This is a genomic window from Domibacillus antri (assembly GCF_001936625.1).
Taxonomy (GTDB): Bacteria; Bacillota; Bacilli; order Bacillales; family Domibacillaceae; genus Domibacillus; species Domibacillus antri.
This window is the reverse complement of record NZ_MSDU01000008.1, coordinates 179,996-204,284: the sequence shown is the minus strand read 5'-3', so window position 1 is coordinate 204,284 and position 24,289 is coordinate 179,996. Positions and strand designations below refer to the sequence as shown.

General features: G+C 45.1%; 30 protein-coding genes and 2 pseudogenes. 27 read left to right on the top strand and 5 right to left on the bottom strand.

From position 1 onward, the window contains the following. Nucleotides 1-118: 118 nt before the first annotated feature. The 7 genes from comGA to BTO30_RS05100 are packed head-to-tail and all read left to right on the top strand — an operon-like array spanning nt 119 to nt 4,033. Nucleotides 119-1,192 (top strand): competence type IV pilus ATPase ComGA, encoded by a 1,074-nt coding sequence (gene comGA, locus BTO30_RS05130; protein ID WP_075397643.1) that lies wholly within the window; start codon nt 119-121, stop codon nt 1,190-1,192. Continuing rightward, on the top strand, nt 1,164-2,192 hold the full coding sequence (gene comGB / locus BTO30_RS05125; RefSeq protein ID WP_158023566.1) for a competence type IV pilus assembly protein ComGB: 1,029 nt from the start codon (nt 1,164-1,166) through the stop codon (nt 2,190-2,192). Before comGA ends, comGB begins: the two co-directional genes overlap by 29 nt. A 16-nt stretch (nt 2,193-2,208) precedes the next feature. After that, a complete protein-coding gene (gene comGC / locus BTO30_RS05120; RefSeq protein WP_075397641.1) occupies nt 2,209-2,529 on the top strand; it encodes a competence type IV pilus major pilin ComGC in 321 nt (106 codons plus the stop codon). Continuing rightward, nucleotides 2,519-2,962 carry a competence type IV pilus minor pilin ComGD gene (gene comGD, locus BTO30_RS05115; protein WP_075397640.1) on the top strand — a complete coding sequence of 148 codons (444 nt, stop codon included), beginning with the start codon at nt 2,519-2,521 and terminating at the stop codon, nt 2,960-2,962. The genes comGC and comGD overlap by 11 nt, the downstream gene beginning before the upstream one ends. Further along, nucleotides 2,928-3,260 carry a hypothetical protein gene (locus BTO30_RS17195; protein WP_075397639.1) on the top strand — a complete coding sequence of 111 codons (333 nt, stop codon included), beginning with the start codon at nt 2,928-2,930 and terminating at the stop codon, nt 3,258-3,260. Before comGD ends, BTO30_RS17195 begins: the two co-directional genes overlap by 35 nt. Before the next feature lie 13 nt (nt 3,261-3,273). Continuing rightward, nucleotides 3,274-3,678 (top strand): competence type IV pilus minor pilin ComGF, encoded by a 405-nt coding sequence (comGF, locus tag BTO30_RS05105; RefSeq protein WP_158023565.1) that lies wholly within the window; start codon nt 3,274-3,276, stop codon nt 3,676-3,678. Then, nucleotides 3,608-4,033: a hypothetical protein gene (locus BTO30_RS05100; RefSeq protein ID WP_143331914.1), complete on the top strand. Its 426-nt coding sequence runs from the start codon at nt 3,608-3,610 to the stop codon at nt 4,031-4,033. Before comGF ends, BTO30_RS05100 begins: the two co-directional genes overlap by 71 nt. Here the strand turns inward: BTO30_RS05100 and BTO30_RS05095 are convergent. The 3 genes from BTO30_RS05095 to BTO30_RS05085 form a co-directional block, all read right to left on the bottom strand. Further along, complete coding sequence (locus BTO30_RS05095; RefSeq protein WP_075397813.1) at nt 4,030-4,809, bottom strand: YqhG family protein; 780 nt, start codon at nt 4,807-4,809, stop codon at nt 4,030-4,032. The two genes, BTO30_RS05100 and BTO30_RS05095, sit on opposite strands and share 4 nt — an antisense overlap. Nucleotides 4,810-4,818: 9 nt before the next feature. Beyond that, on the bottom strand, nt 4,819-6,405 hold the full coding sequence (locus BTO30_RS05090) for a DEAD/DEAH box helicase (RefSeq protein ID WP_075397636.1): 1,587 nt from the start codon (nt 6,403-6,405) through the stop codon (nt 4,819-4,821). A gap of 225 nt (nt 6,406-6,630) precedes the next feature. Continuing rightward, nucleotides 6,631-7,011: a rhodanese-like domain-containing protein gene (locus BTO30_RS05085; RefSeq protein WP_075397635.1), complete on the bottom strand. Its 381-nt coding sequence runs from the start codon at nt 7,009-7,011 to the stop codon at nt 6,631-6,633. A 157-nt stretch (nt 7,012-7,168) separates the two neighbouring features. Here BTO30_RS05085 and BTO30_RS05080 point away from each other — a divergent pair, with 157 nt between their 5' ends. From BTO30_RS05080 to BTO30_RS05065, 4 genes and pseudogenes are all read left to right on the top strand, one after another. Then, nucleotides 7,169-8,005 carry a lipoate--protein ligase family protein gene (locus BTO30_RS05080; RefSeq protein ID WP_075397634.1) on the top strand — a complete coding sequence of 279 codons (837 nt, stop codon included), beginning with the start codon at nt 7,169-7,171 and terminating at the stop codon, nt 8,003-8,005. Nucleotides 8,006-8,230: 225 nt separating this feature from the next. Continuing rightward, nucleotides 8,231-9,673: pseudogene (locus tag BTO30_RS05075) on the top strand (vitamin B12-dependent ribonucleotide reductase); the annotation flags it as partial. Nucleotides 9,674-9,886: 213 nt separating this feature from the next. Continuing rightward, nucleotides 9,887-10,186, top strand: a complete 300-nt coding sequence (locus BTO30_RS17600) for a hypothetical protein (protein WP_075397632.1) — start codon at nt 9,887-9,889, stop codon at nt 10,184-10,186. Nucleotides 10,187-10,422: 236 nt separating this feature from the next. Then, a pseudogene (locus BTO30_RS05065) lies at nt 10,423-11,544 on the top strand (ribonucleoside-diphosphate reductase); the annotation flags it as partial. 94 nt (nt 11,545-11,638) lie between these two features. Here the strand turns inward: BTO30_RS05065 and BTO30_RS05060 are convergent. Together BTO30_RS05060 and BTO30_RS05055 are read right to left on the bottom strand one after the other, a co-directional pair. Beyond that, the gene (locus tag BTO30_RS05060) at nt 11,639-12,013 is read right to left on the bottom strand and encodes an SA1362 family protein (protein ID WP_075397630.1); all 375 of its coding nucleotides are present in this window, start codon (nt 12,011-12,013) and stop codon (nt 11,639-11,641) included. Nucleotides 12,014-12,048: 35 nt separating this feature from the next. Then, nucleotides 12,049-12,990 (bottom strand): DUF1385 domain-containing protein, encoded by a 942-nt coding sequence (locus tag BTO30_RS05055; protein WP_075397629.1) that lies wholly within the window; start codon nt 12,988-12,990, stop codon nt 12,049-12,051. A gap of 96 nt (nt 12,991-13,086) precedes the next feature. Between BTO30_RS05055 and BTO30_RS17970 the strand changes: the two genes are divergently transcribed. The 16 genes from BTO30_RS17970 to BTO30_RS04975 all read left to right on the top strand — a co-directional run bounded on the left by BTO30_RS17970 (nt 13,087) and on the right by BTO30_RS04975 (nt 24,213). Beyond that, complete coding sequence (locus BTO30_RS17970; RefSeq protein ID WP_083632303.1) at nt 13,087-13,521, top strand: YqhR family membrane protein; 435 nt, start codon at nt 13,087-13,089, stop codon at nt 13,519-13,521. Nucleotides 13,522-13,584: 63 nt separating this feature from the next. Next, a complete protein-coding gene (gene aroQ / locus BTO30_RS05045; protein ID WP_075397627.1) occupies nt 13,585-14,022 on the top strand; it encodes a type II 3-dehydroquinate dehydratase in 438 nt (145 codons plus the stop codon). A 3-nt stretch (nt 14,023-14,025) separates the two neighbouring features. Then, nucleotides 14,026-15,087, top strand: coding sequence for a M24 family metallopeptidase (locus BTO30_RS05040; RefSeq protein ID WP_075397626.1), 1,062 nt, complete (start codon nt 14,026-14,028; stop codon nt 15,085-15,087). Between the two features lie 18 nt (nt 15,088-15,105). Then, the gene (gene efp / locus BTO30_RS05035) at nt 15,106-15,663 is read left to right on the top strand and encodes an elongation factor P (protein WP_075397625.1); all 558 of its coding nucleotides are present in this window, start codon (nt 15,106-15,108) and stop codon (nt 15,661-15,663) included. Nucleotides 15,664-15,762: 99 nt separating this feature from the next. Continuing rightward, nucleotides 15,763-16,875 (top strand): acyl-CoA dehydrogenase family protein, encoded by a 1,113-nt coding sequence (locus tag BTO30_RS05030; RefSeq protein WP_075397624.1) that lies wholly within the window; start codon nt 15,763-15,765, stop codon nt 16,873-16,875. Between the two features lie 169 nt (nt 16,876-17,044). Next, nucleotides 17,045-17,956, top strand: coding sequence for a stage III sporulation protein AA (spoIIIAA, locus tag BTO30_RS05025; RefSeq protein WP_075397812.1), 912 nt, complete (start codon nt 17,045-17,047; stop codon nt 17,954-17,956). Beyond that, entirely contained in the window at nt 17,947-18,465 is a 519-nt protein-coding gene (locus tag BTO30_RS05020) for a stage III sporulation protein AB (RefSeq protein WP_075397623.1), read from the top strand. The genes spoIIIAA and BTO30_RS05020 overlap by 10 nt, the downstream gene beginning before the upstream one ends. A gap of 13 nt (nt 18,466-18,478) precedes the next feature. Beyond that, nucleotides 18,479-18,682 carry a stage III sporulation protein AC gene (gene spoIIIAC / locus BTO30_RS05015; protein WP_075397622.1) on the top strand — a complete coding sequence of 68 codons (204 nt, stop codon included), beginning with the start codon at nt 18,479-18,481 and terminating at the stop codon, nt 18,680-18,682. A 55-nt stretch (nt 18,683-18,737) separates the two neighbouring features. Continuing rightward, on the top strand, nt 18,738-19,091 hold the full coding sequence (locus BTO30_RS05010) for a SpoIIIAC/SpoIIIAD family protein (protein WP_245796333.1): 354 nt from the start codon (nt 18,738-18,740) through the stop codon (nt 19,089-19,091). 4 nt (nt 19,092-19,095) lie between these two features. Continuing rightward, on the top strand, nt 19,096-20,181 hold the full coding sequence (gene spoIIIAE / locus BTO30_RS05005; protein WP_075397620.1) for a stage III sporulation protein AE: 1,086 nt from the start codon (nt 19,096-19,098) through the stop codon (nt 20,179-20,181). A gap of 4 nt (nt 20,182-20,185) precedes the next feature. Next, nucleotides 20,186-20,710 carry a stage III sporulation protein AF gene (locus BTO30_RS05000; RefSeq protein WP_075397619.1) on the top strand — a complete coding sequence of 175 codons (525 nt, stop codon included), beginning with the start codon at nt 20,186-20,188 and terminating at the stop codon, nt 20,708-20,710. Then, nucleotides 20,703-21,248, top strand: a complete 546-nt coding sequence (locus BTO30_RS04995; RefSeq protein ID WP_245796332.1) for a stage III sporulation protein AG — start codon at nt 20,703-20,705, stop codon at nt 21,246-21,248. The genes BTO30_RS05000 and BTO30_RS04995 overlap by 8 nt, the downstream gene beginning before the upstream one ends. Further along, nucleotides 21,248-21,769 (top strand): SpoIIIAH-like family protein, encoded by a 522-nt coding sequence (locus BTO30_RS04990; protein ID WP_075397618.1) that lies wholly within the window; start codon nt 21,248-21,250, stop codon nt 21,767-21,769. Before BTO30_RS04995 ends, BTO30_RS04990 begins: the two co-directional genes overlap by 1 nt. A gap of 154 nt (nt 21,770-21,923) precedes the next feature. Beyond that, the gene (accB, locus tag BTO30_RS04985) at nt 21,924-22,403 is read left to right on the top strand and encodes an acetyl-CoA carboxylase biotin carboxyl carrier protein (protein ID WP_075397617.1); all 480 of its coding nucleotides are present in this window, start codon (nt 21,924-21,926) and stop codon (nt 22,401-22,403) included. A 14-nt stretch (nt 22,404-22,417) separates the two neighbouring features. Further along, on the top strand, nt 22,418-23,776 hold the full coding sequence (gene accC, locus BTO30_RS04980) for an acetyl-CoA carboxylase biotin carboxylase subunit (protein ID WP_075397616.1): 1,359 nt from the start codon (nt 22,418-22,420) through the stop codon (nt 23,774-23,776). Between the two features lie 17 nt (nt 23,777-23,793). Then, nucleotides 23,794-24,213, top strand: a complete 420-nt coding sequence (locus BTO30_RS04975; RefSeq protein WP_075397615.1) for an Asp23/Gls24 family envelope stress response protein — start codon at nt 23,794-23,796, stop codon at nt 24,211-24,213. Nucleotides 24,214-24,289: the final 76 nt, after the last annotated feature.

Below are 24,289 nucleotides of genomic sequence, written 5' to 3'. Positions count from 1 at the left end.
ACCTTTAAAGCAGTTTGCTTTAAAGGTTTTTTTGTTAAGAATTTGTAAATTTCGTCGAAAAAGTGATGAAATTTTCTGATAAATGTTGTATGGTATAAAAAAGAAGGAAGGTGATATTTTGAAAATTGAACAAAAAGTGGAACATGTTTTAACGACTGCGGTTCAAATGCAGGCGACCGATATTCATTTAACGCCGAAATTAAACGGCTACTTGATGCGAATTCGGACAGGCGGCATGTTGACCGGTACGGATTCCCTATCAATCCGTGAAGGCGAGCGGATGATCTCATATTTAAAGTTTACCGCCTCATTGGATATCGGTGAAAAGCGAAAACCGCAAAGCGGGTCGTATAAACAAATGATTAAGGGTATTCCAATTTCTCTGCGCATCTCAACGCTTCCCGCTGTTCCCCACAAAGAAAGTTTAGTCATCCGGATTCTTCCGCAAGAACAGGTTCCGCCTCTTTCGGATTTAACTCTTTTCCCTGGTACAGCCAAAAAACTAACCTCATTATTGAACCATTCAACCGGCCTTGTACTGCTCAGCGGACCGACTGGAAGCGGCAAATCCACCACGCTTTATTCCATGATTCAGTACTGTGCTGGCATACTTAACAAAAATGTCATCACCCTCGAAGATCCCGTTGAAAAACAACATGATTCCTTATTACAAATACAAGTAAATGAAAAAGCCGGTATAACTTATGCGACTGGCTTGAAGGCCATTTTAAGGCATGACCCCGATGTGATTATGGTCGGCGAAATAAGAGATGAAGAAACGGCTCGTGTAGCTGTACGTACCGCGCTTACCGGTCACCTGGTGCTGTCGACGATACATGCCCGTGATACGTATGGGGTGATAGGGCGTCTGTTGGAATTTGGTATAACCCATCATGAAATCAGCCAAACGATTGTGGGTATTACGGCCCAAAGGCTCGTCCGAATTCGCTGTCCGGCGTGTGGTGATTCATGCAGGCTAGAATGTGAAAAAGTCATTCGTCAAGCCATCGTGTGTGAATTATTATCCGGATGGACGCTGGAATCGCTTTTAAAGGAGGTGAAGACCGGGGACCGCTGCATCTTGTATAAGCAGCTGAAAGATGAAATTGGAAAGGGGATTGCCTATGGATACCTCGCTCAAGAGGAGTGGGCTCGCTGGGTTATTGACAAAGCGGATGTCAGCGAAAAATAGTGCTGATTTTATTTGCCGGCTCGGTGAAATGATGAACAAAGGTTTTACAATCAGGGATTCAATTGATTTTTTAATGTTGAACATACCGGGATTAAGCCGGAAGCAGATGGACTATATTAGGCAAAATCTCCAGGCTGGATCACCTCTTCATGAAATTCTGCCAATTCTTCATGTACCATCACTCATTTGTCTTCAAGTATATTTCGCTGAAAAACATGGAAATGTTCAAGAGGCGCTTATGCATGCAGGTTCACAGTGGAAAAAATCTGAACAGTCAAAAGAAAAATTGATGAAATTGCTTCATTACCCGCTCTTTCTCTTGTTGTTATTAGTGCTGCTTCTGGCCGTTTTGAATACGTTTGTGCTCCCGCAATTTCATGATTTGCATGCATCAATGGGATACAAGCCAGAAGGACTAATTTCACTCCTGCTTTTTTTTCTGCAATGGGCTCCGCCGATCACACTTCTCTTGCTTCCGGGTACAATTGGGCTTTCTCTATTAATGTATACAAGGTACCGCATGCTGCCGCCAAAAAAACGGGCGGATAGGCTGTCCAGAATTCCTTACGTCCGGACCTTTTTTCAGCTTTACTTTACAAGGCTTTTTGCACGTGAAACGGCACAGCTTTTAAACAGCGGATTTGCAGTAAATGAAATCCTTGATGTCTTTGAGCGCCAGACTATTTATCCAATTTTGAAGGCCGTATCCACAATGATTGATGAGCGTTTAATGAACGGTGAATCACTTCAAGAAGCCATTAAACATATTCCATGGTTTGATAAAAAGTTGTCCGCATTAACCGCTCATGGGGCCGCCAATGGCCGAATGGGAGAAGAACTGCTTATTTATGCCGAATTTTGCGATGGACTTGTCGAAGAGAAAATGAAAAGGTTGACCGGTTTTATTCAGCCGGCTGTCTTTTTGTTTATCGGCACTGTCGTCATGGCCGTCTATTTGTCGGTGATGCTTCCAATGTTTGAGATGATCGGCTCAGTATAAAAAGGGGGAGTCTATAATGAAGAAACAACTGCAAAACGAGACCGGGTTTACACTGGTTGAAATGATGATTGTACTCCTGGTTATTACAGTCCTTTTGTTTATTGCAATTCCGAACGTCGCAAAACAAAACAAAAACATTAACGCAAAAGGCTGCAAAGCATTCCAGCATATGGTGCAGGGACAGGTGCAGGCATATCGCATTGATAACAAAAAATACCCGGATTCAATTGAGACAATGGTAACAGACGGCTATTTACGCCAAGATGAAACCACGTGTCCGGACGGCGCGGCGCTGACGATTGATGCCGAAGGAGAAGTTCAGGTAAGTGGCGCATAAAGAAAGCGGCTTCACGCTGGTTGAAATGATGCTTGTTTTAACGGTTTTCATGGTTTGCTTTGCGGCTGTCCTTATCCCGCTGTTAAACATAACAGATAAGGTAAACGATGAGCAGTTTTTTAATCAATTGGAGCGGGACTTGTTTGAGGCACAGGCTTTTGCGATTGTAAACAATGTAGGTGTCATCGTTTCTTTTTATCAGTCAGGGCAGCATAAATACAGGATCGCGACCTATGAATCTGATCGGAAAATGTTAGTGGAGCGTGATATTCCTGCTCATTTTATTTCTGTAAACGGAAGTATGCCGGATATTATATTTCAAAAATCAGGCATGACCAACCGGTTTGGCACCGTTTATTTTAAATCAAAGGAAAAGAGGACGAAGCTGATTTTTTTAATTGGGAGGGGGCGCTTTTATTTTTTGGAAGAATGAAGATGGGTTTACGCTATCGGAAAGTATTCTGGCACTGTCTGCATTGTTAATCGCTGCAACGGTTATCCTGCCGCTTTGTTTCAAAATGGCTGCTGAAACATCAAGCAGGTGGGAACAGCAGGAAGGAATGAGAAGATTATATGAAGAGGCAGAATGGCGGATTTATGAACCGGCTGCATTTTCGCATGAAGTGGATCAGCCGAATTTTTCAGGACGAATCTTTTGGAAAACAGAGAATGGAAAAGATCAGGCCTGTGTATCTGCAGCCGGTAAAACAACGTGTGTTTCGGAACAGTAATGGATTTACGCTCGTGGAGGCACTGATTGCGCTGACTATTTTTTTGGCGTGTGCCGCGTCTTTTCCTCTTTTATACGATGCAGGCTATCGCGCCATTGCAACAAGTAAAGCGGAAAAAAATATAGAATGGGAAATTTTCATTATACAGCTTCGTAATGAACTGCACATGTCAAAAAACTGGTATATTTCTGGAGGGGCGTTGTATTACGGTGAAGAAGACGCCAAAATTTCCATCAGCCAGTATCAGGATAAGCTGCGTCGTCAAATAAATGGACAAGGTCATGAAGTCATGCTTCAGCATGTTAAAACGTCGGCTTTTTCCTTGGAAGGAGGGAAAGTGTATATTCATGTTACTTTTCAGAACGGCGAAGAGGAAGGAGCCTCGTTTTATCCATTTAACCGGGAGACTCCGTCATGACGAGCAGGGCATGATTTATCCGCATGTGCTTCTGCTGCTTTTTTTAATAAGTTCGGCTGCCATTACAGCGGCAGATGCGGCAGTTACCAAAATGAAAACGTCGGATCAATTAACAGAGTATTATGAGATAAGAGTAGTGGAACTAATGGCAATTCGGGATGTGCTGCAACATCCGGAAGCCTCTGATTTTTCAATAGAGACAAATAAAGGGACTACCACGATTCAAATAACGGATCGTTCAGAAACAGAGCGAAAAATCCGTATTACGACAATGAGAGAGGAACGTCTGTTTTATTCAACATTCTTTTTAAATACAGCACAAAACCGAATTATGAAAAGGACAGAGCATAACTAGAATGAGTGATACCGTTCATGTGATAAATAAAAAAGACCGCCATTTAAAACAGAAACATGAATGACCGGCTCAAACCGCCTCATGATCGCTTCTTTCTCTTTGTTGTAAAGTTCATGATCTTCTTCATTGCCATTGTAAAAGGCATGGAGCAGCGAAAGTTCCTTTTCCTGTTTCTTTTTTGCTTCTTTTGCCCATTCATGATCTTCTTGATCAAGTTCGTTTTCTAAAAGCTTCCGTAGTCGTTTCAGGCCGCTTACAGGTGTAATAAAGGGCGACAGCACATAATGCAAAGAAGGAATCGTCTGATCAAAAGGGATCGTGGAAATTTTCGATAAAAAGTCATGATGAACCTTGCCGCTTATTAAATGGATGGCTATCGATTCCATTCGTTCCTTCTTTCCGTTTGCTTCATAAGAAACTAAAAAATGAACGAACAGCCATGGCTCCATTTTTACCGGCTGTATCGATTGGCATTGTTCATATAGACGGACAAATGACGATTTTTTTTTCGCATAGTCGAGCAGCTGATGAAAGCGGGGAGACCCAAAACTGATGTATTCTTCCTGAGCACGCAGCGGCTGACCAGTGTGTTTAACATAGAAAGTGACAGTCATCGGCGCCCCTTTTTCATTCAGCTGATCTTTATAGTGCCAGTAAAAAGGACGGTTCATAAAGGCGCGGTCGGCTTCTTCCGTTAATTCAACTTTAATGGAATGGTCATCCCGGGCAATGATCCGGCAGTTGCAGGCGCTGAAAAATTGTTCAAGAAAAGACATCACATTACATCACTCCAGTGCGGCAGCAAGATTATGAACTTTAATTTCCCATTCACGAATGCTTTTTGAATGGTGAAAGGCATCATGCAAATGCTCTTCAATCCAATTTTGATCCAGAATATCATCCAGCTTCCCGATTGCGGATTGAAATAAATGAATTTTTTCATGAAGCAGTGTAAGCATCCGATCCTCAACAGTCTGTTCGTACGCCAAATGGTAAATGTGGACATCCTGTTCCTGTCCGAACCGATGAATCCGGCCGATCCGCTGTTCCAGCTTCATTGGATTCCAGGGCAGGTCAAAGTTAATGAGACGCCGGCAAAATTGCAGATTAAGACCTTCACTGCCCGCTTCTGTCGCTATCAAAACGTTCGCAGGTCCTTTGAAGAGCTCCACCATCCAATCTTTTTTCCCTTTTTTGAAATTCCCTTGAAATGAAACTGCCATTAATCCGTGTTCTCGGAAATAGCTTTCAAGATATCGCTGTGTGGCTCGATACTGTGTAAAGATAATGGTTTTTTCTGGATGATTTTTGATAATGGAAAGCGTTTCTTCTGCCTTAGAGTTCGCAGTAATAGCTTCTGCAAGCCTCGTGATTTCTTCCCGCTCCTGCCCGGGCAGCTTTTGAATGGTGCTGAGTGCCGCATATTTACTGCTGCACGCTTCCCGTTGCAATGTTAACAGCGTCATGGCATTTGGAACAGCGTCTTTTAACTGGATGAGTGCTTCATAAAACGCTTTTTCTTCTTTTGTCTGTGTAATCCGGATCGTTTCCACGAAACGTTTGACAGGACTTTGATCCGTTTCATCCCGCCTGTTGCGGATCATCACTTTTTGCAGTAATGCTTTAAATGAATCCTGGTCGTGAATGGAACGTTTCCCATTTTTAAAGCGGCTGTTAAATGAGTCGCTGCTGCCAAAATGGCCGGGTTTTAATAAAGAAACAAGATGAAATAGTTCATCGACATTATTTTGAACGGGTGTCGCGGTTAACAACAGGCAGTAAGTTTTATTTAAGCGGCGGACAAATTGATAATTTAATGTAGCGGGATTTTTTAACCGGTGCGCTTCATCGATAATGACCATGTCAAATATCATCCCTTCCATCGCCTCCGCATTTTTTGCCTGTTTGGCGGAATCGATGGAAGCAATTTGTACGCCGTTCCATGTCCAGTCCGGTTTCTTTTTTTGTACAAGTGCGTAAATTTGACATTTCTCCCGGAGTTCTTTTGCCCACTGGTTGACAAGTGAGGCCGGTGTTAAAATAAGTGCCCGTGATACGAGGCCGCGCAGCATGTACTCTTTTAATATCAGCCCTGCTTCAATTGTTTTCCCGAGACCGACTTCATCTGCTAAAATAGCGGTTCCGTTCATTTCTTCCATTACCGTGCGGGCTGCCGCTGTCTGATGGGGAAGAAAATCGATAGAAGTAAGCAATGACGGTGTCAATAATCCATGAAATTCATCCGGAATGATCCGCAATTTCGTTTCGATGGCTAACTTGAAGAGCGGCCAGCTGCTGACTGTGTGAGAAGAACGAAGCCAATCAGGAAGCTGCTGTTCCCATGAATGATCAAATGTAATCTGCGGTTTCAAATTGACAAACCTTCTTTCCAATCTAGTTGCCGAACTAGATAAATGTTGTTACGATGAATGAAAATGATGGGATCAGTATGCCCGAATAAGCAGATTATATGAATAATAAATGATTCAGCAAGCAGCGTTCTTTTGAATACGGCCATTTCAGGAGTGGTAATGAGGCAGAAGCTGCGCTTCCAAAATAAAAAGCAGCGCTGAAAAATTTCAGGGCTGCTTTTACGATTATTTCGTTTTAATTTTGCCTGTCCATTTTTTGAATCCGCCCTGCAGATGGTAAATATCGCGGTAGCCTTTTTTGTAGAGCATCTGCGCTGCGCGGCCGCTGCGAAGTCCGCTTTGGCAATACAAGTAAACGGGTTTATCGGGTCGGATTTCCGTCATTCGCTGCTTCAGTTGTGTAACAGGAATATTGCGTGCGCCAAGAATGTGGCCGCCATTATATTCATTCGGTTCACGCACATCAATGAGCTGTGCTTTCCGGTATCCTTGTACAAATTCTTCCTGACTGAGCGGCTTAACCGCACGTTTTTGAGAGAAATACATAAAGAGAGCGTACAAAATAATCGCTCCGAGTACTGCGGCGATAGAATAAAGCAACGTCATGTTCCCCTTTCGAATAAACTGCTTCTTTTATTATATCTATACGGCCATCAGATGGAAAGAAAATTCTCTGTAAAAAAGCAGTGTTCGCGGCTTTGATTTTTACGTTCAATTTGTTAGACTGTATTAGGGAATTTACAACGAAAAGAAGGCGTTATTCATGACGAAAGAAACATGGGCTTTTCTCGATACAGGAAACCATAGTGCGGCTTACAATATGGCTGTGGATGAAGCGCTGCTTGACTGGCACAGCAAAGGTGAAATCCCGCCTGTCGTCCGTTTTTATGGCTGGGAGCCGGCTGCGCTATCGATCGGTTATTTTCAAAAAGCAGAAAAAGAAGTCGATTTTGACGCGCTCCGCAGACATAATCTTGGCTTTGTGCGCCGTCCGACCGGCGGCAGAGGGGTACTTCATGAACATGAACTTACGTACAGTGTCATCGTCAGTGAAGAGCATCCTGAAATGCCGGCCGGCGTGACAGAAGCCTATCGAGTGATTTCGGAAGGTGTCCTGCAAGGGTTTCGGGCGCTCGGTCTTGAGGCTGAATTTGCGGTTCCGAGAACAGAAGAAGAAAAAGCCAGTTTGAAAAACCCCCGCTCAAGCGTCTGCTTTGATGCACCGAGCTGGTATGAGCTTGTCGTTGAAGGCCGTAAAGTGGCCGGCAGTGCGCAGACAAGACAAAAAGGGGTTATTTTGCAGCATGGCTCCATCTTGCTGGACATCGATGAAGACAAGCTGTTCAGCCTGTTTCATTATTCAAATGAGCGGGTAAAAGAACGTATACAGCGGGCGTTTAAAGAGAAGGCCGTTGCCATTAATGCGTTAAGATCTGAACGTGTAACGCTTGATGAAGCACGTACAGCGTTTAAAAAAGGATTTGAGCAGGGGCTTCATATCGATCTTGAGCCGCTTACTTTGACAGAAGAACAGATTCAGCAGATTGATATGATTCAAAAAGAGCGGTATGAAAATCGCGAATGGAATTTCCGGAGATAAGTATTCCCGGCTGAGGCCGGGAATTTTTTACGGACAGAAAAATTTTTTTTTGCGTATTTTAGACAGGAATCGTGCCCGTTTGCGGCTTTTTGCAGAAATCGGCCTGCTTGACAAATAGATCTTTCTCACTCAATATATAGAGTATAAAACAGAAAACAAACACAATATATTGTGTTTGTTTTCGTTTTTTCTACTAGACAACAGAATACTAAAGGAGTTGTTTGCATGTCTGCTACGTCCACGAAACAAATGTCGCTAAATGTCGACAGATTAAACAAGGACATCAGCATTTTTCCTCAGGTTCACCCTGTTACACCCGAAATGAAGATTACACACAAAGGCGTTTCCCGTCTCGTCATGATTGACCGTTATTCATTTAAAGACACGGAAAAGATTACATTATCTGAAGGCGATTTTGTTGTGTTGACGATTAAGGAAGATCCGAAATTTCCTGCACGCGGAACTGGCTTTATTACAGCCATCGACCGTGAAGCGAAAAAAGCATCGATTTTAATTGATGAAGAGTACAGAAGCGCGATTGATGATCCGCAAGAAGCGGAAACGGGCATCATTCACCGGGGGCTTGATGTTATTGAAAAGCCGCTTGAAGTGTTCTACGAGCAAATTGCAAAACGGAACGCGACAGGTCTTGCCTCTGTAGAAAAAACAGAAGAAAAGCGAAAAGAGTGGTTTGATAAGTTTTACAATGAACTCGTGAACTTGAATTTTATTCCGGCAGGACGTGTTTTATATGGAGCGGGCGCCGATACAGACGTTACATATTTCAACTGCTACGTCATGCCGTTTGTAGCGGACTCACGCGAAGGAATCTCAGAACACCGTAAACAGGTGATGGAAATCATGAGCCGCGGCGGCGGTGTCGGTACGAATGGTTCAACCCTTCGTCCGCGCAATACACTTGCAAAAGGTGTCAACGGCAAATCATCCGGCTCCGTTTCATGGTTGGATGATATTGCGAAATTGACACATCTTGTCGAACAGGGCGGATCCAGACGCGGAGCTCAAATGATTATGCTCGCAGACTGGCACCCGGACATTGTTGAATTTATTATTTCGAAAATGCAAAATCCGCGTATTTTGCGTTACTTGCTTGAAAACACAGAAGATGAGCAGATTAAAAAAGCGGCGAAAGACAAGCTGAAATTTAAGCCGCTCACAGAACGCGAAGAGCAAATGTACCAGGGTGTTGTCAACTACAAAAACATTCCCGGCTACGGCGGATTCAGCCCGGAAATCTTTAAAGAAGCAGAAGAAAAACTTCGCACAGGCGGCACATACAGCGTACACAACCCTGAATTTTTAACGGGTGCAAACATTTCGATCTGCCTGACGAAAGAGTTCATGGAAGCTGTTGAAAACGATCAGGAGTATGAACTCCGTTTCCCGGCCGTTGAAAAATATACAAAAGAAGAAATGGCGTACTATAACGAAAACTGGCATAAAGTCGGTGACGTCCGCGAATGGGAAAAAGAAGGCCATGAAATTCGCACGTATCGGAAAATTAAAGCGCGCGAACTATGGAATTTGATCAATGTCTGCGCGACATATTCCGCAGAACCAGGCATTTTCTTTATCGACAACGCGAACGATATGACCAATGCCAAAGCATACGGACAGCAAGTTGTCGCGACAAACCCGTGTGGTGAATAGTTTGCCTCACGTAAAACATTGCGGAATAAAGCGGGAAGGCTGAGAAGCTAATCCGAACCGAAGGCTGAATGTAAAAATTCAGTCAGGGGCAACGCATAGGAGATGAACCTGCCAGAGGCAGAATATAATTCTCCCACGAGGCCGCAACATTACAATAACTTTTTTCGCCTTATATCAATGGATTAGCTCTGAAAGGAAGGGTGATTGTCAATGAACAGGGGATACGCGGGTTTTTATAAGGATTTTTATTTAAGAAGTTCTTATGAATACGCGTATGCTGTATACTTGGATCATCATTCGATTCCTTGGAGTTATGAAGATAAAATATATGATATTGGGTTCAAAAAATATAAGCCGGATTTTTTCTTTTATGATCAATACGGTAATGTTGAAAAAATTGTGGAAATCAAATCACGAGATTCACAAGCAAAAAAAGACGCGCAGCATTGTTTAAAAACGATTGAAAATATGTATAACATTGGTCAAAAAATAATAAAGAAATCGTTTTGAATACGCGTCTTAACAAAATAAAATCAACTATTACTCCGATGACAGATGAAATTTTCGCAAAATATGGTGTTAAAGATTTCAGAGTTATATCTAAAGCCGTATTTGGTCAAGATCGTGGAAGAAAAGAATTGCTTATATTTATGAAAAGTGTTTGTAATGAAAATATATGCTGAGCTTACAGGAATATGAACTGTAAGAACTAAAGGATAAAAAGCCTTTAGGATAACATAAAACTGGAACAGCCGCTTGCGCCATTCTCCGTCTGCAACCTGGCGGCGGTAAATCTTGCTGAAATGGCGGATAAAGATTCAAAAACCGTAAATTTTGATAAACTGAAGGAAACGGTTCGTACCGGTGTCCGCATGCAGGATAACGTCATCGATGCGACACCTTATTTCCTTGAAGAAAACCGGAAGCAGGCCCTTGGCGAACGACGTGTCGGCCTCGGCGTGATGGGACTTGCGGACTTGCTCATTTACTGTGAAAAAGAGTATGGTTCACCGGAAGGAAATGAGCTTGTCGATCAAGTATTTGAAGCGATAGCTGTAACAGCGTATGAGACGTCTGTTGAGCTTGCGAAAGAAAAAGGCAGTTTCCCATTCCTTGAAGGGGAAACGCTTGAAGAAACAAATCGTCTGCGCGATGCATTTATCAACACAGGCTACATGAAAAAAATGCCAGAGCATGTACGCCAGGCGATCGTTGAAAATGGTATTCGCAATTCTCATTTATTGACGGTTGCTCCTACAGGAAGTACCGGTACGATGGTGGGCGTATCAACAGGTCTTGAACCATACTTTTCATTCACATACTATCGCAGCGGCCGCCTTGGTAAATTTATCGAGGTGAAAGCCGATATCGTAACGGATTATCTGGCGCGCAATCCTGAAGCAGACCCGGATCAGCTTCCAGACTACTTTGTGACGGCAATGGGTCTTGCACCGGAAGCGCATGCGGATGTTCAATGTGTGATCCAGCGCTGGATTGACAGCTCGATTTCAAAAACGGTTAATGCACCGCGCGGCTATACAGTTGAACAAGTACAAGATGTTTACGAGCGTCTATATAAAGGCGGCGCCAAAGGCGGTACTGTCTATGTCGATGGAAGCCGTGATTCTCAGGTTCTGACGCTGAAAGCAGAAGAAAATAGCTGGGATGAAGAAGAAAAAACAACCACAAAAGAATTTGAAAACCATGTTGTTCTTGTTGATACGATTCAAGACCTTCGTTCAACAGATGTGACAATCGGCAGCGAAGTCGGCAACACTTGCCCGGTCTGCCGTAAAGGTACAGTAGAAGAACTGGGCGGCTGTAACACATGCACAAACTGCGGTGCACAGCTAAAATGTGGATTATAAAAATATAAAATGGAAAGAGCCGCCCCTGTCAAGGAGGCGGCTCTTTCCGTGACCAAAATGAGAAATAAAAAAACCGCCAGCATTTCTGGCGGAATCATTCGGAGGAAGCGCGCGTACCTCGTTTACCTTTGTTACCTTGAATCACGGTTAAGTGTGAGGCTTTCTTGCGCCGGGCTTGCTTCTTTTTCGATTTGGTTGAGAAAGAAGAAGCGCGGACAGGTGAATATTTTGTTTTCGAACGGTGCCGCTTTTTCGACTGCTTGACAGCTTTTGAATAGGCACGGTCTTCATTGCTGCTGCCCATGCGCTTTCTCATGATCAAACGGAACAATAAGATCACAATGGCGACAGAAACAACAGCGAATATCAGCTGCCGCATAAGCTGCCCGGGAGAGGTGATCATCATAGACACGAGACCAATGGCAGCAAGCGCGACAATAACGGACGTTAAGACAGTACGAGCATTCATTAAAGCCACCTCCCGGAAATAGTGTTACTTACATATTAGACAATTTCGTCTGATTTTAACCCTTTTTCAGCACTTTTTTCGATGGAAATTAATTTCTCGAATGAAGCAATGGCGACTTCCGCTTGATCATCAGACGGCTCTTTTGTTGTCAGCAGCTGCAGCCAGAGCCCGGGATAGCCGAGGAATTTCAAAACGGGAATATCCCGCACTTTATTCGTCAGCTGCAGTACTTCAAATGAAATACCGAGAACAACCGGAATAAGGGCAATACGGTTTAAGACGCGGACATAGAGCGGTTCAGTCGGGACAAGCATATAGACAAACATTCCGACAATAACGGTAAATAAAATAAAACTGGATCCGCAGCGATAATGTAGACGCGATGATTTTTGTACGTTCTCAACCGTTAACGGCAGACCGTTTTCGTAGGCATTAATTACTTTATGCTCGGCACCGTGATATTGGAATACCCGTTTAATAATGGGTGTCATCGATATGAAGTATACATAGACGAGCAGCAGTAAAAGCTTAAAGGCCCCTTCGACTAAAATTTGGGCAAAGTCACCGGAGAAAACAGGACGTGTCAATTCGGCCAAAAACACCGGTACAAGTGTAAAGACAAATTTTCCGAATAAAAACGACAGTATGCCGACAAGGGCAACGCCTAACAGCAATGTTAATTTAGACGGTTCCTCAGCGATCTCGTCTGCCTCTTCACCCGGCTTAACATCGTACCGGTCGTTGGCAAAGTTTAAATGTTTCGATCCAGTTGCGGCTGCATCTAAAATCGCTACAATACCACGTAAAAACGGAATTTTTTTAATGGTTTGGAGTGCAGGGCGGACCGCGCGGGGCAAGTGAAAGTATTCAATAGATCCATCGTTGCGCCGGATCGCTGTTACCGTATGCTTTTTGCCGCCGAACATCACGCCTTCGACAACGGCCTGACCTCCGTAAACCGGCTTATCATTACTCATTCAATCGTTCCCTCTTTCATTCATCTTGGCAAATCAAGACAGGTAGTAATCATATTTTAGCGATAAAGCGGCAAAAATAAAAGTGAGACTTATCAGATGGGGGGAAAAAGAATGAGTAGTCAAAATAATTCTAAACATTCAGATAATTTTAAGGGGAAAATTATTCAAACTGGCATCGCGGCAGGCACCCTGCTCTTTATATTCAGCTGGCTGGCCTATACTTTCCGATTTTCCAGACTGGACCCGGCTTCACCTGTTTTATTTTTGCATCAATCGGCCGTCATTCAGAACATCATCGCTTTTTGCTTCATCATATTAATTTCCATCGTGCTGTCTTTATTATACTATGCACTGCTTGGGAAAGGAAAGCCTTTCATTACGGGAATTGTCTTTGGAGCAGTTCTCTTTTGGCTGCTTTTTTCTTTCATTTCTCACAGTATGCTTAATTTGATCACAGTCTTTTGTCTTCTTATATGCTATTCAGTCTTTATCAGCACATCAATTTCGTGGGTTTATGAGCGAAGAAGGTAGTATTTTACCGGCTGAATATGATAAACTATTCGGGAAAATTGCATAGGCGGGAGACGGGGATGAATGAAAAAAATTCTTTTGATGAACGGTGTGAATTTAAACAGATTAGGCAAGCGCGAACCGCATATATATGGTTACACGACACTCGGTGAACTTGAAAAACGGGTCATTGAACGCGGTCAAAAAGCGGGTGTGGAAGTGGTGACGTTCCATTCCAATTTTGAAGGGGAGCTTGTGGAACGCCTTCATCTGGCAGAAGATGAAGGTTTGGACGGGATTGTTTTTAATCCAGGAGCGTTTACCCATTACAGCCATGCCATCGGTGACGCAGTGGCAGGAATTAAAGTGCCGGTCGTGGAGGTACATATTTCAAATATTCATGCGCGTGAGGAATTTCGGCGTCATTCTGTCGTAGCCCCTCATGCGGCCGGACAGCTTTGCGGGTTCGGGTTGTACGGCTATGAAATGGCGCTTGACTTTTTAATCAGCCGGGGGGAATAAAAGATGTCTTTACTTGAAAAGCTTCGCGTGCAGCTGGCCGACAATGCGGTGGATGGACTCTTTATTATGAGCCCATATAACCGCCGCTATGTAACCGGATTTACCGGTACAGCAGGCGCGGTACTTGTCACACAAAACGATGCGGTTTTCTTAACGGATTTCCGCTATACTGAGCAGGCGGAAAAGCAGGCGTCGGGCTTTACCATTGTCCAACATACAAAGCCCCTTTTACAGGAAGCGATGGAGCAGGCGAAAACGCTTGGTGTTCAAACCCTTGGTTTTGAAAAAGAGCACGTTTCCTACCAGGAATATGAACTTCTTAATAAGTACTTTACCGGCCATCTTAAACCGGTTGCCGGAATCGTTGAAAACTTGCGCTTGATTAAGACGGAATCAGAGATTAAGATATTAAAGGAAGCGTGTAATATCGCGGATGCAGCGTTCAAACATATTCTCGATTTTCTTAAGCCGGGAACGAGAGAAATTGATGTGTCTAATGAACTCGAATTTTTTATGAGAAAATGCGGTGCGGCTTCTTCTTCCTTTGATATAATCGTCGCATCAGGTGCGCGCTCAGCATTGCCGCACGGTGTTGCGAGTGATAAAAAAATCGAATCAGGCGACTTCGTGACATTGGATTTCGGTGCACTCTACAAAGGATATGCATCGGACATTACGCGCACAGTCGCAGTGGGAGAACCATCTGAACAGCTGAAAGAGATTTTTGAGATCGTTTTGGAAGCACAGATGGCGGGGGTCGAACAAATCAAGCCGGGTATGACCGGGAAGGAAGCAGACGCTGTAACGCGTGACATTATTACATCAAAAGGATACGGCGGCGCGTTCGGTCATTCAACCGGACACGGCCTTGGGCTTGAAGTGCATGAAAGTCCAACACTTTCCATTCGCAACGACAAACCGCTAGAAGCAGGCATGGTCGTGACTGTGGAGCCGGGTATTTATTTGCCGGGGATCGGCGGCGTGCGGATCGAAGACGATATTCTATTGACTGATGGTGGAAACGAACGGCTTACACATTCCACAAAAGAACTTATTATTTTGTAATTTCCAGGAGGAACACACATGATTTCAGTAAATGATTTTCGTACAGGACTAACCATTGAAACAGACGGAGGTATCTGGCGCGTTGTCGATTTCCAGCACGTAAAGCCAGGGAAAGGAGCTGCATTCGTCCGTTCAAAACTTCGCAACCTGCGCACGGGTGCGATTCAGGAAAAAACATTCCGTGCGGGTGAGAAAGTGGGCAAAGCGCAAATTGATAACCGCCGTATGCAATATTTGTATGCGAATGGTGACCAGCACGTATTCATGGATAATGAATCATACGATCAAATCGAACTGCCGGCATCACAAATCGAGTATGAATTGAAATTCTTGAAAGAAAACATGGAAGTATCCATCATGATGTATGGCACAGAAACACTCGGTGTTGAACTTCCAAATACTGTTGAATTGAAAGTAACAGAAACGGAGCCGGGCATTAAAGGCGATACAGCATCAGGGGGTACTAAACCTGCAATTGTTGAAACAGGCCTTTCTGTCAATGTTCCATTTTTTGTTAATGAAGGTGACGTATTGATCGTCAACACAACAGACGGCTCATACGTATCGCGCGCATAATACATCAGAGCGTACCTTATTGGTGCGCTCTTTTTATTTGCGTTCTGCCGCGCTTCTCCGTACGATAAAAGAAGATGAAAAGAAAGAAGGTAGTGCGTTGTGAAAATAAAAGAGGAATTACAATCGCTTATTCCTGTATTTCAAACGAGAGAACCGGCTCTTGATCAGCTGAATTCCTTTCCGTTTGACAATATAGAAGATCTGAAAAAAATCGGTTACACGAATGCGATGCTTCCTGAAAATGGCGGTATGCCGCTGCTTGAATTTGTACAGTGCCAGGAAACGATCGCGAAAGGATGCGGAGCGACAGCCCTTTCCATCGGCTGGCATACAGGCATCTTAATGGAATTTGCCGAACACGGACATTGGAATCTGGATATTACGGATTTTCTAAAGGAAGAAGTGCAGAAAGGAAAGCTCTTCAATGCGGCTGCGAGTGAGCGAAATGCCGGAAGCCCACTTCGGGGTGCGGCATTTAAAACGACCGCTCGGATCGTTGACAATACATATGTGATCAACGGGGAAAAAACGTTTACATCCGCTGCCCCTGTTCTCGATTATTTTTTTGTTTCAGCATCCATACAAGGCACACCGGAGTCTGCCGTATTTCTCGTCCCAGCTTCCAATGATGGCGTATCCATTCGGGAAACGTGGGACAGCGTCGCCATGCGCGGTACAGCAAGTCATGACTTAATTCTTGAAAATGTCCGGATACCAGCACATTATGTTGTCGAGCAGCTCGATGATGACAGTAAATCTCGCCGGAAAGGCTGGCTTTTACATATCCCTGCATGCTACATCGGGATTGCCGGCGCCGCCAGGGATTTTGCGGTCCAGTTTGCGGCTCATTATACCCCGGCTTCACTTGATCAGCCGATCGGTACATTACCTGTCACAGAACAGCTGATTGGTGAAATGGATATGAAATTAATGGCTGCTCAGCAGTTTTTATACCGGACGGCTGAGTTGTATGACCATGCGCCAAGCGAGCCGATCAAGCCGCAAATGGCTGCAGCCAAATCTTTTGTCACAAATACGGCAATAGAGGTAACGGACATGGCCATGCGCATTGTCGGAGCCCGTAGTTTGTCTGAGAAAAACCCGCTTCACCGATACTGGCAAAACGTCAGAGCCGGGTTGCATAACCCGCCGATGGATGACATTGCTTATCGGACGCTTGCACAGGAAGCCATTTCCCGCGCCCGATCATAAAGAAGAAGCCCGCCAGTCACAACGGCGGGTTTTTGATGTTTCCGATTCAGCTGTTAGAAAGGACGCAAACAAGTGATGCTTATTTAATGCTGGTTTCTCACTTTCGTTTCATATTTCCCCTCTTTTTCTCATACAGTATGAAAAGAAAGGAAGGAGGCGACAGTTGTTTATGCCGTATGAAGCCATATTGCCGTATTTGCCGGAAACGATTGTTCAGGCAGTGACACCGATCTTAAAAAAAGATACGCACATAGAAGAAATCAGACTTCGAACGGGGCAGCCCGTTGAACTATCGGGGGCAGAGCAATATTTTCTCCCTGTTGTGTTTACAGAGAAAGAACGACTGGCATTTGTGCATAAATTAACGAAGCATTCTTTTTACAGGCTGGAAGAGCAGCTGAAAAAAGGGTATATCACGATTGAAGGCGGACACCGCATCGGGCTGGCGGGACAGGCGGTGTTAAAAAAAGGTTTGATTCACTCCATGACAAACCTCTCTTTTTTTAATATACGCGTAGCGAAAGAAAAGAAAGGCATCGCGCGTCATCTGCTTCCTGTTCTGTACGAGAAAGGGTGGGAAAGCACACTTCTGATTGGTCCGCCCCGATCCGGAAAAACAACATTGCTTCGTGATATCGCCCGAATGGCAGCAAGCGGACAGACAGAATTGGGAATTCCGGCAAGTAAAACTTCCATTGTGGACGAGCGCTCCGAAATTGCCGGATGCCTGAACGGTGTTCCACAGCTGGATATCGGCACACGGGCAGATGTTCTAGATGCGTGCCCAAAATCAGAAGGGATGATGATGATGATCCGGTCGATGAGTCCGGATGTCTTAATTGCAGATGAAATCGGCCGGGCTGAAGATGCCTATGCCATGTCAGAAGCGCTTAACGCCGGGATAACCGTCATTGCATCGGTCCATGCTCATTCGTATGAAGAAGCGATTCGCCGGCTCGTTATCCGTGAGATAAAGGAGAGCGGAATGTTCAAGCGGTATATTGAAATCAAGCCAAACCATGAATACATTGTGCGCGATCAGCACGGCAAGACCTTAAAAGCAGCGCTGGCATGGCCATGAAATGGGCCGGTGCCTTCTTCATCATCCTAGCCTCATTTCTCATCGGCTGGCGAAAATCAAAAACGTATTCCGACCGGGTTAAGCATATTCGTCAGTTCGAATCTGCCCTGTTAACGATGGAAACCGCTATCGTATTCGGAGCCGACTCGATTGAAACAACCGCCCGCTTTATTGCCGGAACAAGTGAAAAACCGGCTTCGCTTTTTTTTCATGATTTTGCCGAAAAGCTGCCGTCATCTGAAACGAGTGCGGATTATATATGGACAAGTACACTGCAGCAGCACAAAAACCGGTTTGCTTTCAAGCCGGGAGATATCCGTCTGCTCGAGCAGGCAGGTCATATGCTGGGGGCATGTACGCAGGAAGCGGAGGAACGAAGGCTGAAACATGTGACGGCGCAGCTTGAAAGAAGACGGGAGGAAGCATTAACAGAAGAACAGCGCCTCGCCGGTGTGGTTCGCGCAGTGAGTGTTCTATCCGGCTTGTTAACAGCTATTTTGCTAATGTAAGGCGGGGAATGAAATGAATGTGGACGTAGACCTACTTTTCAAAATAGCAGGCATCGGTATTATCGCCGCTTTTTTGCATACGATTTTAGAGCAGCTTGGAAAAAAAGAATATGCCCAATGGGTGACACTATTTGGTTTTTTGTACATTTTATTTATGGCAGCAACCATTGTCGGACAACTGTTTGACCGGATAAAATCGGTTTTTTTATTCCAGTGACAGGAGCGTTCATACCATTGCTATCACACATGTAGCCGCTCTTATTCTCGTAGCCGTGTTTCTGGCGGTATTACTGCGTGAATACAGTGCGGGTTATTCACTATTGTTCGTTTTTTTCGTCTGCGGCCTGCTTTTGTACGGACTGGCTGGGGAAATGGCAGCGCTCATTGGCGCGGTCCGCAAGATGGCGGCGTATGCCGGCGCTGAGAAAATATATGTTGAGACAGTACTGAAAGCAGTCGGCATTGCCTATATTTCAGAATTCATTGCAAACATCGCCAGGGACGCCGGTCAAAATGCTCTTGCAGCTAAAATGGAAATCGCAGGGAAAATTATCATTATGACACTCATATTGCCAATTTTAGCAATGCTCATTGAAACGGTCATTGCGATGCTGCCGGGACGGTGAACAAATGGGACAAGTCATGCAGCCGCTGATGGAAAATGTTGATTTATCCGCCATCGAAGACCGATGGAGCGAAATAAAGGAGACGTATGGCCCGTTTTTACCCCATCAATTAGAAATAGATACAGAAGATCTCAGCGTGTCCGATTTTTTTTCTATCGAGAAATGGGTGGATGCGTTTCAAGCCTATTTTATTTTTGAGGTGACGGAGCATGCACAGTTATTGTCGACTATTTTTTTGCTGTCCATTTTAGCATCCGTGCTGAAGACGATGGGACATGCATTCGGTCATCAAACGGTAAGTAAGACTGCGGAAGCCGCCATATTAATTCCGGTGTTTATTTTGGCAATGAACACATTCAGGATGGCGGTTGAGTCAGCATCAGGCGCCGTTGAGAATATGACTGTTTTTATGACTGCGTTTATGCCGGTGCTGATCGCTCTGCTGGCACTGTCGGGTGCGGTTGCTTCCGCTGCCCTGTTTCCGCCGCTGCTTTTATTTATGATGAATGTGTCCGGGATTTTAATTGATCAAATCGTGCTGCCGTGCCTCATTTTTTCAGTCATGTTCAGCTTAGTCGGATTACTGTCAGACCATTATAAGGCGGACCGGATTGCTTCGCTGCTTCGGACCCTCAGTGTATCCATTCTTAGTGCGTTTATGACTGTGTTCCTTGCCGTCATTACAATGAGAGGGATGACAGCGGCCACCGCAGACGGGCTGACCGTGAAAACGGCCAAATTTATAAGCGGCACATTTGTTCCGGTCGTCGGCCGGATGATGGCCGATGCCGCCGATACTGCGTCAGGTGCCGCACTTATGATTAACAATACAGCAGGTGCTGCCGGAATTGGCTTGCTGCTATTGACCGCTCTTTTTCCGGTTGTCAAAATTATGGTGCTCGTTTTGTTATATAAAGTGGCGGCGGCAATCCTTCAGCCATTGGGCGATTCAGCCGCTGCATCGTGTCTGGACATGATCGGCAAAACCATGTCGTTTGTTCTTGCATCCCTTGCGCTTGTATCGTTTATGTATTTTTTAATGATGGCTGCTGTTGTGGCAGCCGGCAATGCAGCGTACATGATGAGGTGAGTTTGTGCAATCCATTTTTGACTGGCTGACCAGTGTGCTTGCCATATTGTTATGTGCTGCAGCAGTAGACATGCTGATTCCGGAAACAGCGATGCAAAAATATGTCCGTCTTGCCGCGGGCCTCGTGATTATGACAGCCATTGTGTCACCGATTTTCTCACTCTTTACCGATGTGGATTTTTCATTGGGTCAGCAAAGCGGGCAAAAAATAAACGTTTTTGAGCAGCAAACAGATCGTCAGCTGACTCACTTAATGAAAACTGAATCGTTAAGGCCAGATTCTTACCTGGAACCGCAGTTATTGAAAGAAGCTCAAGCGGCACTGCAATCTTATCCGTCTTGTACGATAAGCCGTGTAGACACAGATATCCAGCAAAATGAAATAAAGAACCTTGTTTTCATTGTACAGGAGACAGCAGAAGGCGGCTGTCCGAAAGAAAAATTAATCAATATGATCGCACAAAAGTGGAATATGGATGCGGGGCAATTGAATATGGTGATTCAAAAGGGGGATTCGGGAGGTGAGTGAGCGAAACCGGCTATTTGCCTTTTTGCAAAAAGGCAAAGCAGACAAGCCATTAAAATGGGCGGCCATTCTATTAGGCGGAGGAATTGCTCTAATGGCACTCGGTGATCTGCAGGGCGGCGATCCGCCTGAGAAGGAACAAAAGGCTGAAAAATCGGAAACGGCTGAAGTGGATGTAAAAAGCCATTATGAACGGGAACTAACCGCCGCATTAAATGAAATTGCCGGGGCGAAAAACGTTTCCGTCATTGTCAATCTTGCATCATCCGAGCGGAAAGTGCTGGAGAAAAACATATCGTCATCAACTGGAAGCGGAGACGACACAAATGAAGAAGAGATGGCCGTTGTCAGGTCAGGGGACGCGGAAGCTCCGGTCATATTAGAGGTGCGAAAGCCGGAAATTCAAGGTGTGCTTGTCGTTGCGGAAGGAGCGGAAAAGATACAGGTAAAAAAACGGATCATGGAAGCGGTGACGCGCGTGCTGGGAGTACCGGTTCATCGCGTTGCTGTTATGCCGGGAAAAAAGGGGGAAACAGAGTGATGCCGAAAAAACAAACGGTCTGGCTGTTTACAATGGTTAGTTTAACGGCGGTATTAGGTGTTTATTATGTGACAGGACCTGAGAAATTGCTGCCGGCCTCCACACTGGAAGAATCGATGCCTGATTCTGCAGCGAAAGACGTCGACGTGACGGTGGAAGAAACAGCAGGTGATGAAGTATTTGAACTGATCAGACTTGAAGCGGAAGATGAACGGAGCCGCTTAAAAGAAGAATTAACCGCCAAAGTTGCGTCTGCTGACGTATCGGCTGAAGCAAAAAACGAGGCATACGATGAAATGCAGGAGCTTGATGCCCTCGCGGCGAAAGAACAGATGTTAGAAACGCTGATTAAATCGAAAGGATACGACGATGCACTTGTGCGGGCGAGTGACGGCGAAGTGCGGATTACGGTGAAATCGGACAGCCATTCGGCGGAAGCGGCGAATGAAATTATCCGGCTTGCAAAAGAAGAAATGGACGAAAAAATGCCTGTTTCTGTTGAGTTTCAGCCGTTTAAATAGATAAAAACGCTCGCCTTTGAACGGGTGAGCTCTTTTTCGTTTTTTTTTTCGTATTTGCTAATTGACGAAAAAAAGATAAAATGAGAGGAGGAGTTTCCTCATTTCCCAATGAAGATACTCCGGAAATCATTTATTTTGAAGGGGTGTTTTGAAAATGAAAGTACAGGAAATTAGAGAATTGATCAAACTCGTTGATCAATCGGGAATTGAGGAGTTTGTTTTTGAATCAGCAGGCAGCAAATTGAAAATGAAAAAATCAACAGGCACGACTACATATGCAGCAGCACCGGCTGTACAGCCTGCACCGGTACAGGAAGCACCGAAAGCCGAGGCACCGGCTGTTCAGGAAGCACCGGCACCAGAAGCACCAAAGTCAGCAGCAGATGATGCTCATTTACATAAAATCACCTCTCCTATGGTTGGCACATTTTATCAGTCACCGTCACCGGATGCTGACGCATACGTTAAACCGGGCGATAAAATCAAATCAGACTCAGTGGTTTGTATAGTGGAAGCGATGAAACTGTTTAATGAAATTGAAGCGGAAGTAGACGGAGAAATTGTGGAAATTCTCGTTAAAGACGGCCAGCTTGTGGAATACGGCCAGCCGCTCTTCTTAGTAAAACCTGAATAAAGGAGGATTTGCGCATGATTAAAAAAGTATTGATTGCCAACCGCGGTGAAATTGCAGTGCGTATTATCCGTGCATGCAAAGAGCTGAATATTGAAACAGTTGCCGTGTTTTCGGAAGCGGACCGCGATGCTTTGCACGTTCAGCTTGCGGATGAAGCATACTGCATCGGCCCGACGGCATCGAAAGACAGCTATTTAAACTTTACAAATATTGTGAGCGTCGCAAAATTAACCGAAACGGACGCCATTCATCCAGGCTATGGGTTTTTGGCGGAAAACGCTGATTTCGCGGAGCTTTGCCGTGAATGCAACATCATATTCATCGGTCCCTCGCCGGAGGCCATTACGCAAATGGGAACGAAAGACGTTGCGCGTGATACGATGGAGAAAGCAGGTGTTCCCATTGTGCCTGGTTCAGACGGGATTATTAAAGACGTGGAAGACGGCTTGAAAATTGCCGAACAAATCGGTTACCCGGTTATTATTAAAGCAACAGCAGGCGGCGGCGGGAAAGGGATCCGGGTTGCCCGCGATCCGGGAGAGCTTGAAAAGGGCGTAAATATGACGCAGCAGGAAGCGGCCACTGCTTTTGGGAATCCAGGAGTGTATTTGGAAAAATTTATTGAAGATTTTCGCCATGTTGAAATTCAAGTGCTCGCGGATACGCATGGGAACGTGATTCACCTTGGTGAACGTGATTGCACCATTCAACGCCGGATGCAAAAGCTGCTCGAAGAAACACCATCACCGGCTCTCGATTCGAAAACGAGGGAAGCCATGGGTGAAGCGGCGGTTAAAGCGGCCAGAGCGGTTGATTATACAGGTGCCGGTACGGTAGAATTTATTTATGATGCGAACCAGAAGACGTTTTACTTTATGGAAATGAATACGCGTATTCAAGTGGAACATCCCGTCACAGAAATGGTCACGGGTGTTGACTTAATTAAAGAACAAATCCGTGTCGCATCCGGAGAAAAGCTTTCCTTGAAGCAGGAAGACGTAACGTTTGACGGCTGGTCCATCGAATGCCGGATCAATGCCGAAAATCCGGAGAAGAACTTTATGCCGTCACCGGGCCGCGTAGAAGGCTACCTGCCGCCGGGTGGGTACGGTGTGCGTGTTGATTCCGCCGTGTATCCGGGCTACATGATCCCGCCGTACTATGATTCAATGGTGGCGAAGTTAATTGTACATGGCAAAACGCGGGAAGAAGCCATTGCGCGCATGAAGCGGGCGCTGTCCGAATTCGTCGTGGAAGGTGTGCATACGACCATCCCATTCCATCAAAAATTGCTTGAGAACGATGTATTTATCAGCGGCGAATTTAACACAAAGTTTCTTGAAATGTATGATGTGATGAAAGCCCAATCTTAATTTTGGAGGTGTTGTATATGGCAGATCAGCAGGCAGTAAACCAAGTGCTTGACATGAGTGACGGTGAAAACGGCCATGGCCGCATTGAAATTGCCCCGGAAGTCATTGAAGTCATTGCCGGCATTGCCGCATCTGAAGTGGATGGAGTAGAAAAAATGCGCGGCAGTTTTGCATCAGGTGTGGTCGAACGTCTCGGCAAAAAAAACCACGGCAAAGGCGTACGCGTCGATTTGACAGAAGACGGCATTAAAGTGGATGTATACTGCGTTGTCAAATTCGGCGTGTCGATCCCGCAGGTAGCTAAATTAATACAGGAAGGGATTCGTCAAACCCTTCTGAATATGACGGCGCTTGAAGCGGACGAAGTGAACATTCATATTGTCGGCATTCAATTTGAAACAAAGCAGCCGGAACCAGAATACGAGGAAGAACTATAAAAGGACGCTCCGGCATGTTCGGAGCGTTTTTCTCATGTTTTCGCGCGTCTTGTTTTATGCTATGATCATAAGGGCA

What these genes read in the sequence shown, in the direction of transcription:
- comGC (WP_075397641.1), top strand. Translation starts at nt 2,209, where the DNA reads ATGAAGAAACAACTGCAAAACGAGACCGGGTTTACACTGGTTGAAATG.
- BTO30_RS05100 (WP_143331914.1), top strand. Translation starts at nt 3,608, where the DNA reads ATGTTACTTTTCAGAACGGCGAAGAGGAAGGAGCCTCGTTTTATCCAT.
- BTO30_RS05095 (WP_075397813.1), bottom strand. Translation starts at nt 4,809, where the DNA reads ATGTCTTTTCTTGAACAATTTTTCAGCGCCTGCAACTGCCGGATCATT.
- BTO30_RS05085 (WP_075397635.1), bottom strand. Translation starts at nt 7,011, where the DNA reads ATGACGTTGCTTTATTCTATCGCCGCAGTACTCGGAGCGATTATTTTG.
- BTO30_RS05080 (WP_075397634.1), top strand. Translation starts at nt 7,169, where the DNA reads ATGACGAAAGAAACATGGGCTTTTCTCGATACAGGAAACCATAGTGCG.
- BTO30_RS17600 (WP_075397632.1), top strand. Translation starts at nt 9,887, where the DNA reads ATGAACAGGGGATACGCGGGTTTTTATAAGGATTTTTATTTAAGAAGT.
- BTO30_RS05060 (WP_075397630.1), bottom strand. Translation starts at nt 12,013, where the DNA reads ATGAATGCTCGTACTGTCTTAACGTCCGTTATTGTCGCGCTTGCTGCC.
- BTO30_RS05055 (WP_075397629.1), bottom strand. Translation starts at nt 12,990, where the DNA reads ATGAGTAATGATAAGCCGGTTTACGGAGGTCAGGCCGTTGTCGAAGGC.
- BTO30_RS17970 (WP_083632303.1), top strand. Translation starts at nt 13,087, where the DNA reads ATGGGGGGAAAAAGAATGAGTAGTCAAAATAATTCTAAACATTCAGAT.
- aroQ (WP_075397627.1), top strand. Translation starts at nt 13,585, where the DNA reads ATGAAAAAAATTCTTTTGATGAACGGTGTGAATTTAAACAGATTAGGC.
- BTO30_RS05040 (WP_075397626.1), top strand. Translation starts at nt 14,026, where the DNA reads ATGTCTTTACTTGAAAAGCTTCGCGTGCAGCTGGCCGACAATGCGGTG.
- efp (WP_075397625.1), top strand. Translation starts at nt 15,106, where the DNA reads ATGATTTCAGTAAATGATTTTCGTACAGGACTAACCATTGAAACAGAC.
- spoIIIAA (WP_075397812.1), top strand. Translation starts at nt 17,045, where the DNA reads ATGCCGTATGAAGCCATATTGCCGTATTTGCCGGAAACGATTGTTCAG.
- BTO30_RS05020 (WP_075397623.1), top strand. Translation starts at nt 17,947, where the DNA reads ATGGCCATGAAATGGGCCGGTGCCTTCTTCATCATCCTAGCCTCATTT.
- spoIIIAC (WP_075397622.1), top strand. Translation starts at nt 18,479, where the DNA reads ATGAATGTGGACGTAGACCTACTTTTCAAAATAGCAGGCATCGGTATT.
- spoIIIAE (WP_075397620.1), top strand. Translation starts at nt 19,096, where the DNA reads ATGGGACAAGTCATGCAGCCGCTGATGGAAAATGTTGATTTATCCGCC.
- BTO30_RS04990 (WP_075397618.1), top strand. Translation starts at nt 21,248, where the DNA reads ATGCCGAAAAAACAAACGGTCTGGCTGTTTACAATGGTTAGTTTAACG.
- accB (WP_075397617.1), top strand. Translation starts at nt 21,924, where the DNA reads ATGAAAGTACAGGAAATTAGAGAATTGATCAAACTCGTTGATCAATCG.
- accC (WP_075397616.1), top strand. Translation starts at nt 22,418, where the DNA reads ATGATTAAAAAAGTATTGATTGCCAACCGCGGTGAAATTGCAGTGCGT.
- BTO30_RS04975 (WP_075397615.1), top strand. Translation starts at nt 23,794, where the DNA reads ATGGCAGATCAGCAGGCAGTAAACCAAGTGCTTGACATGAGTGACGGT.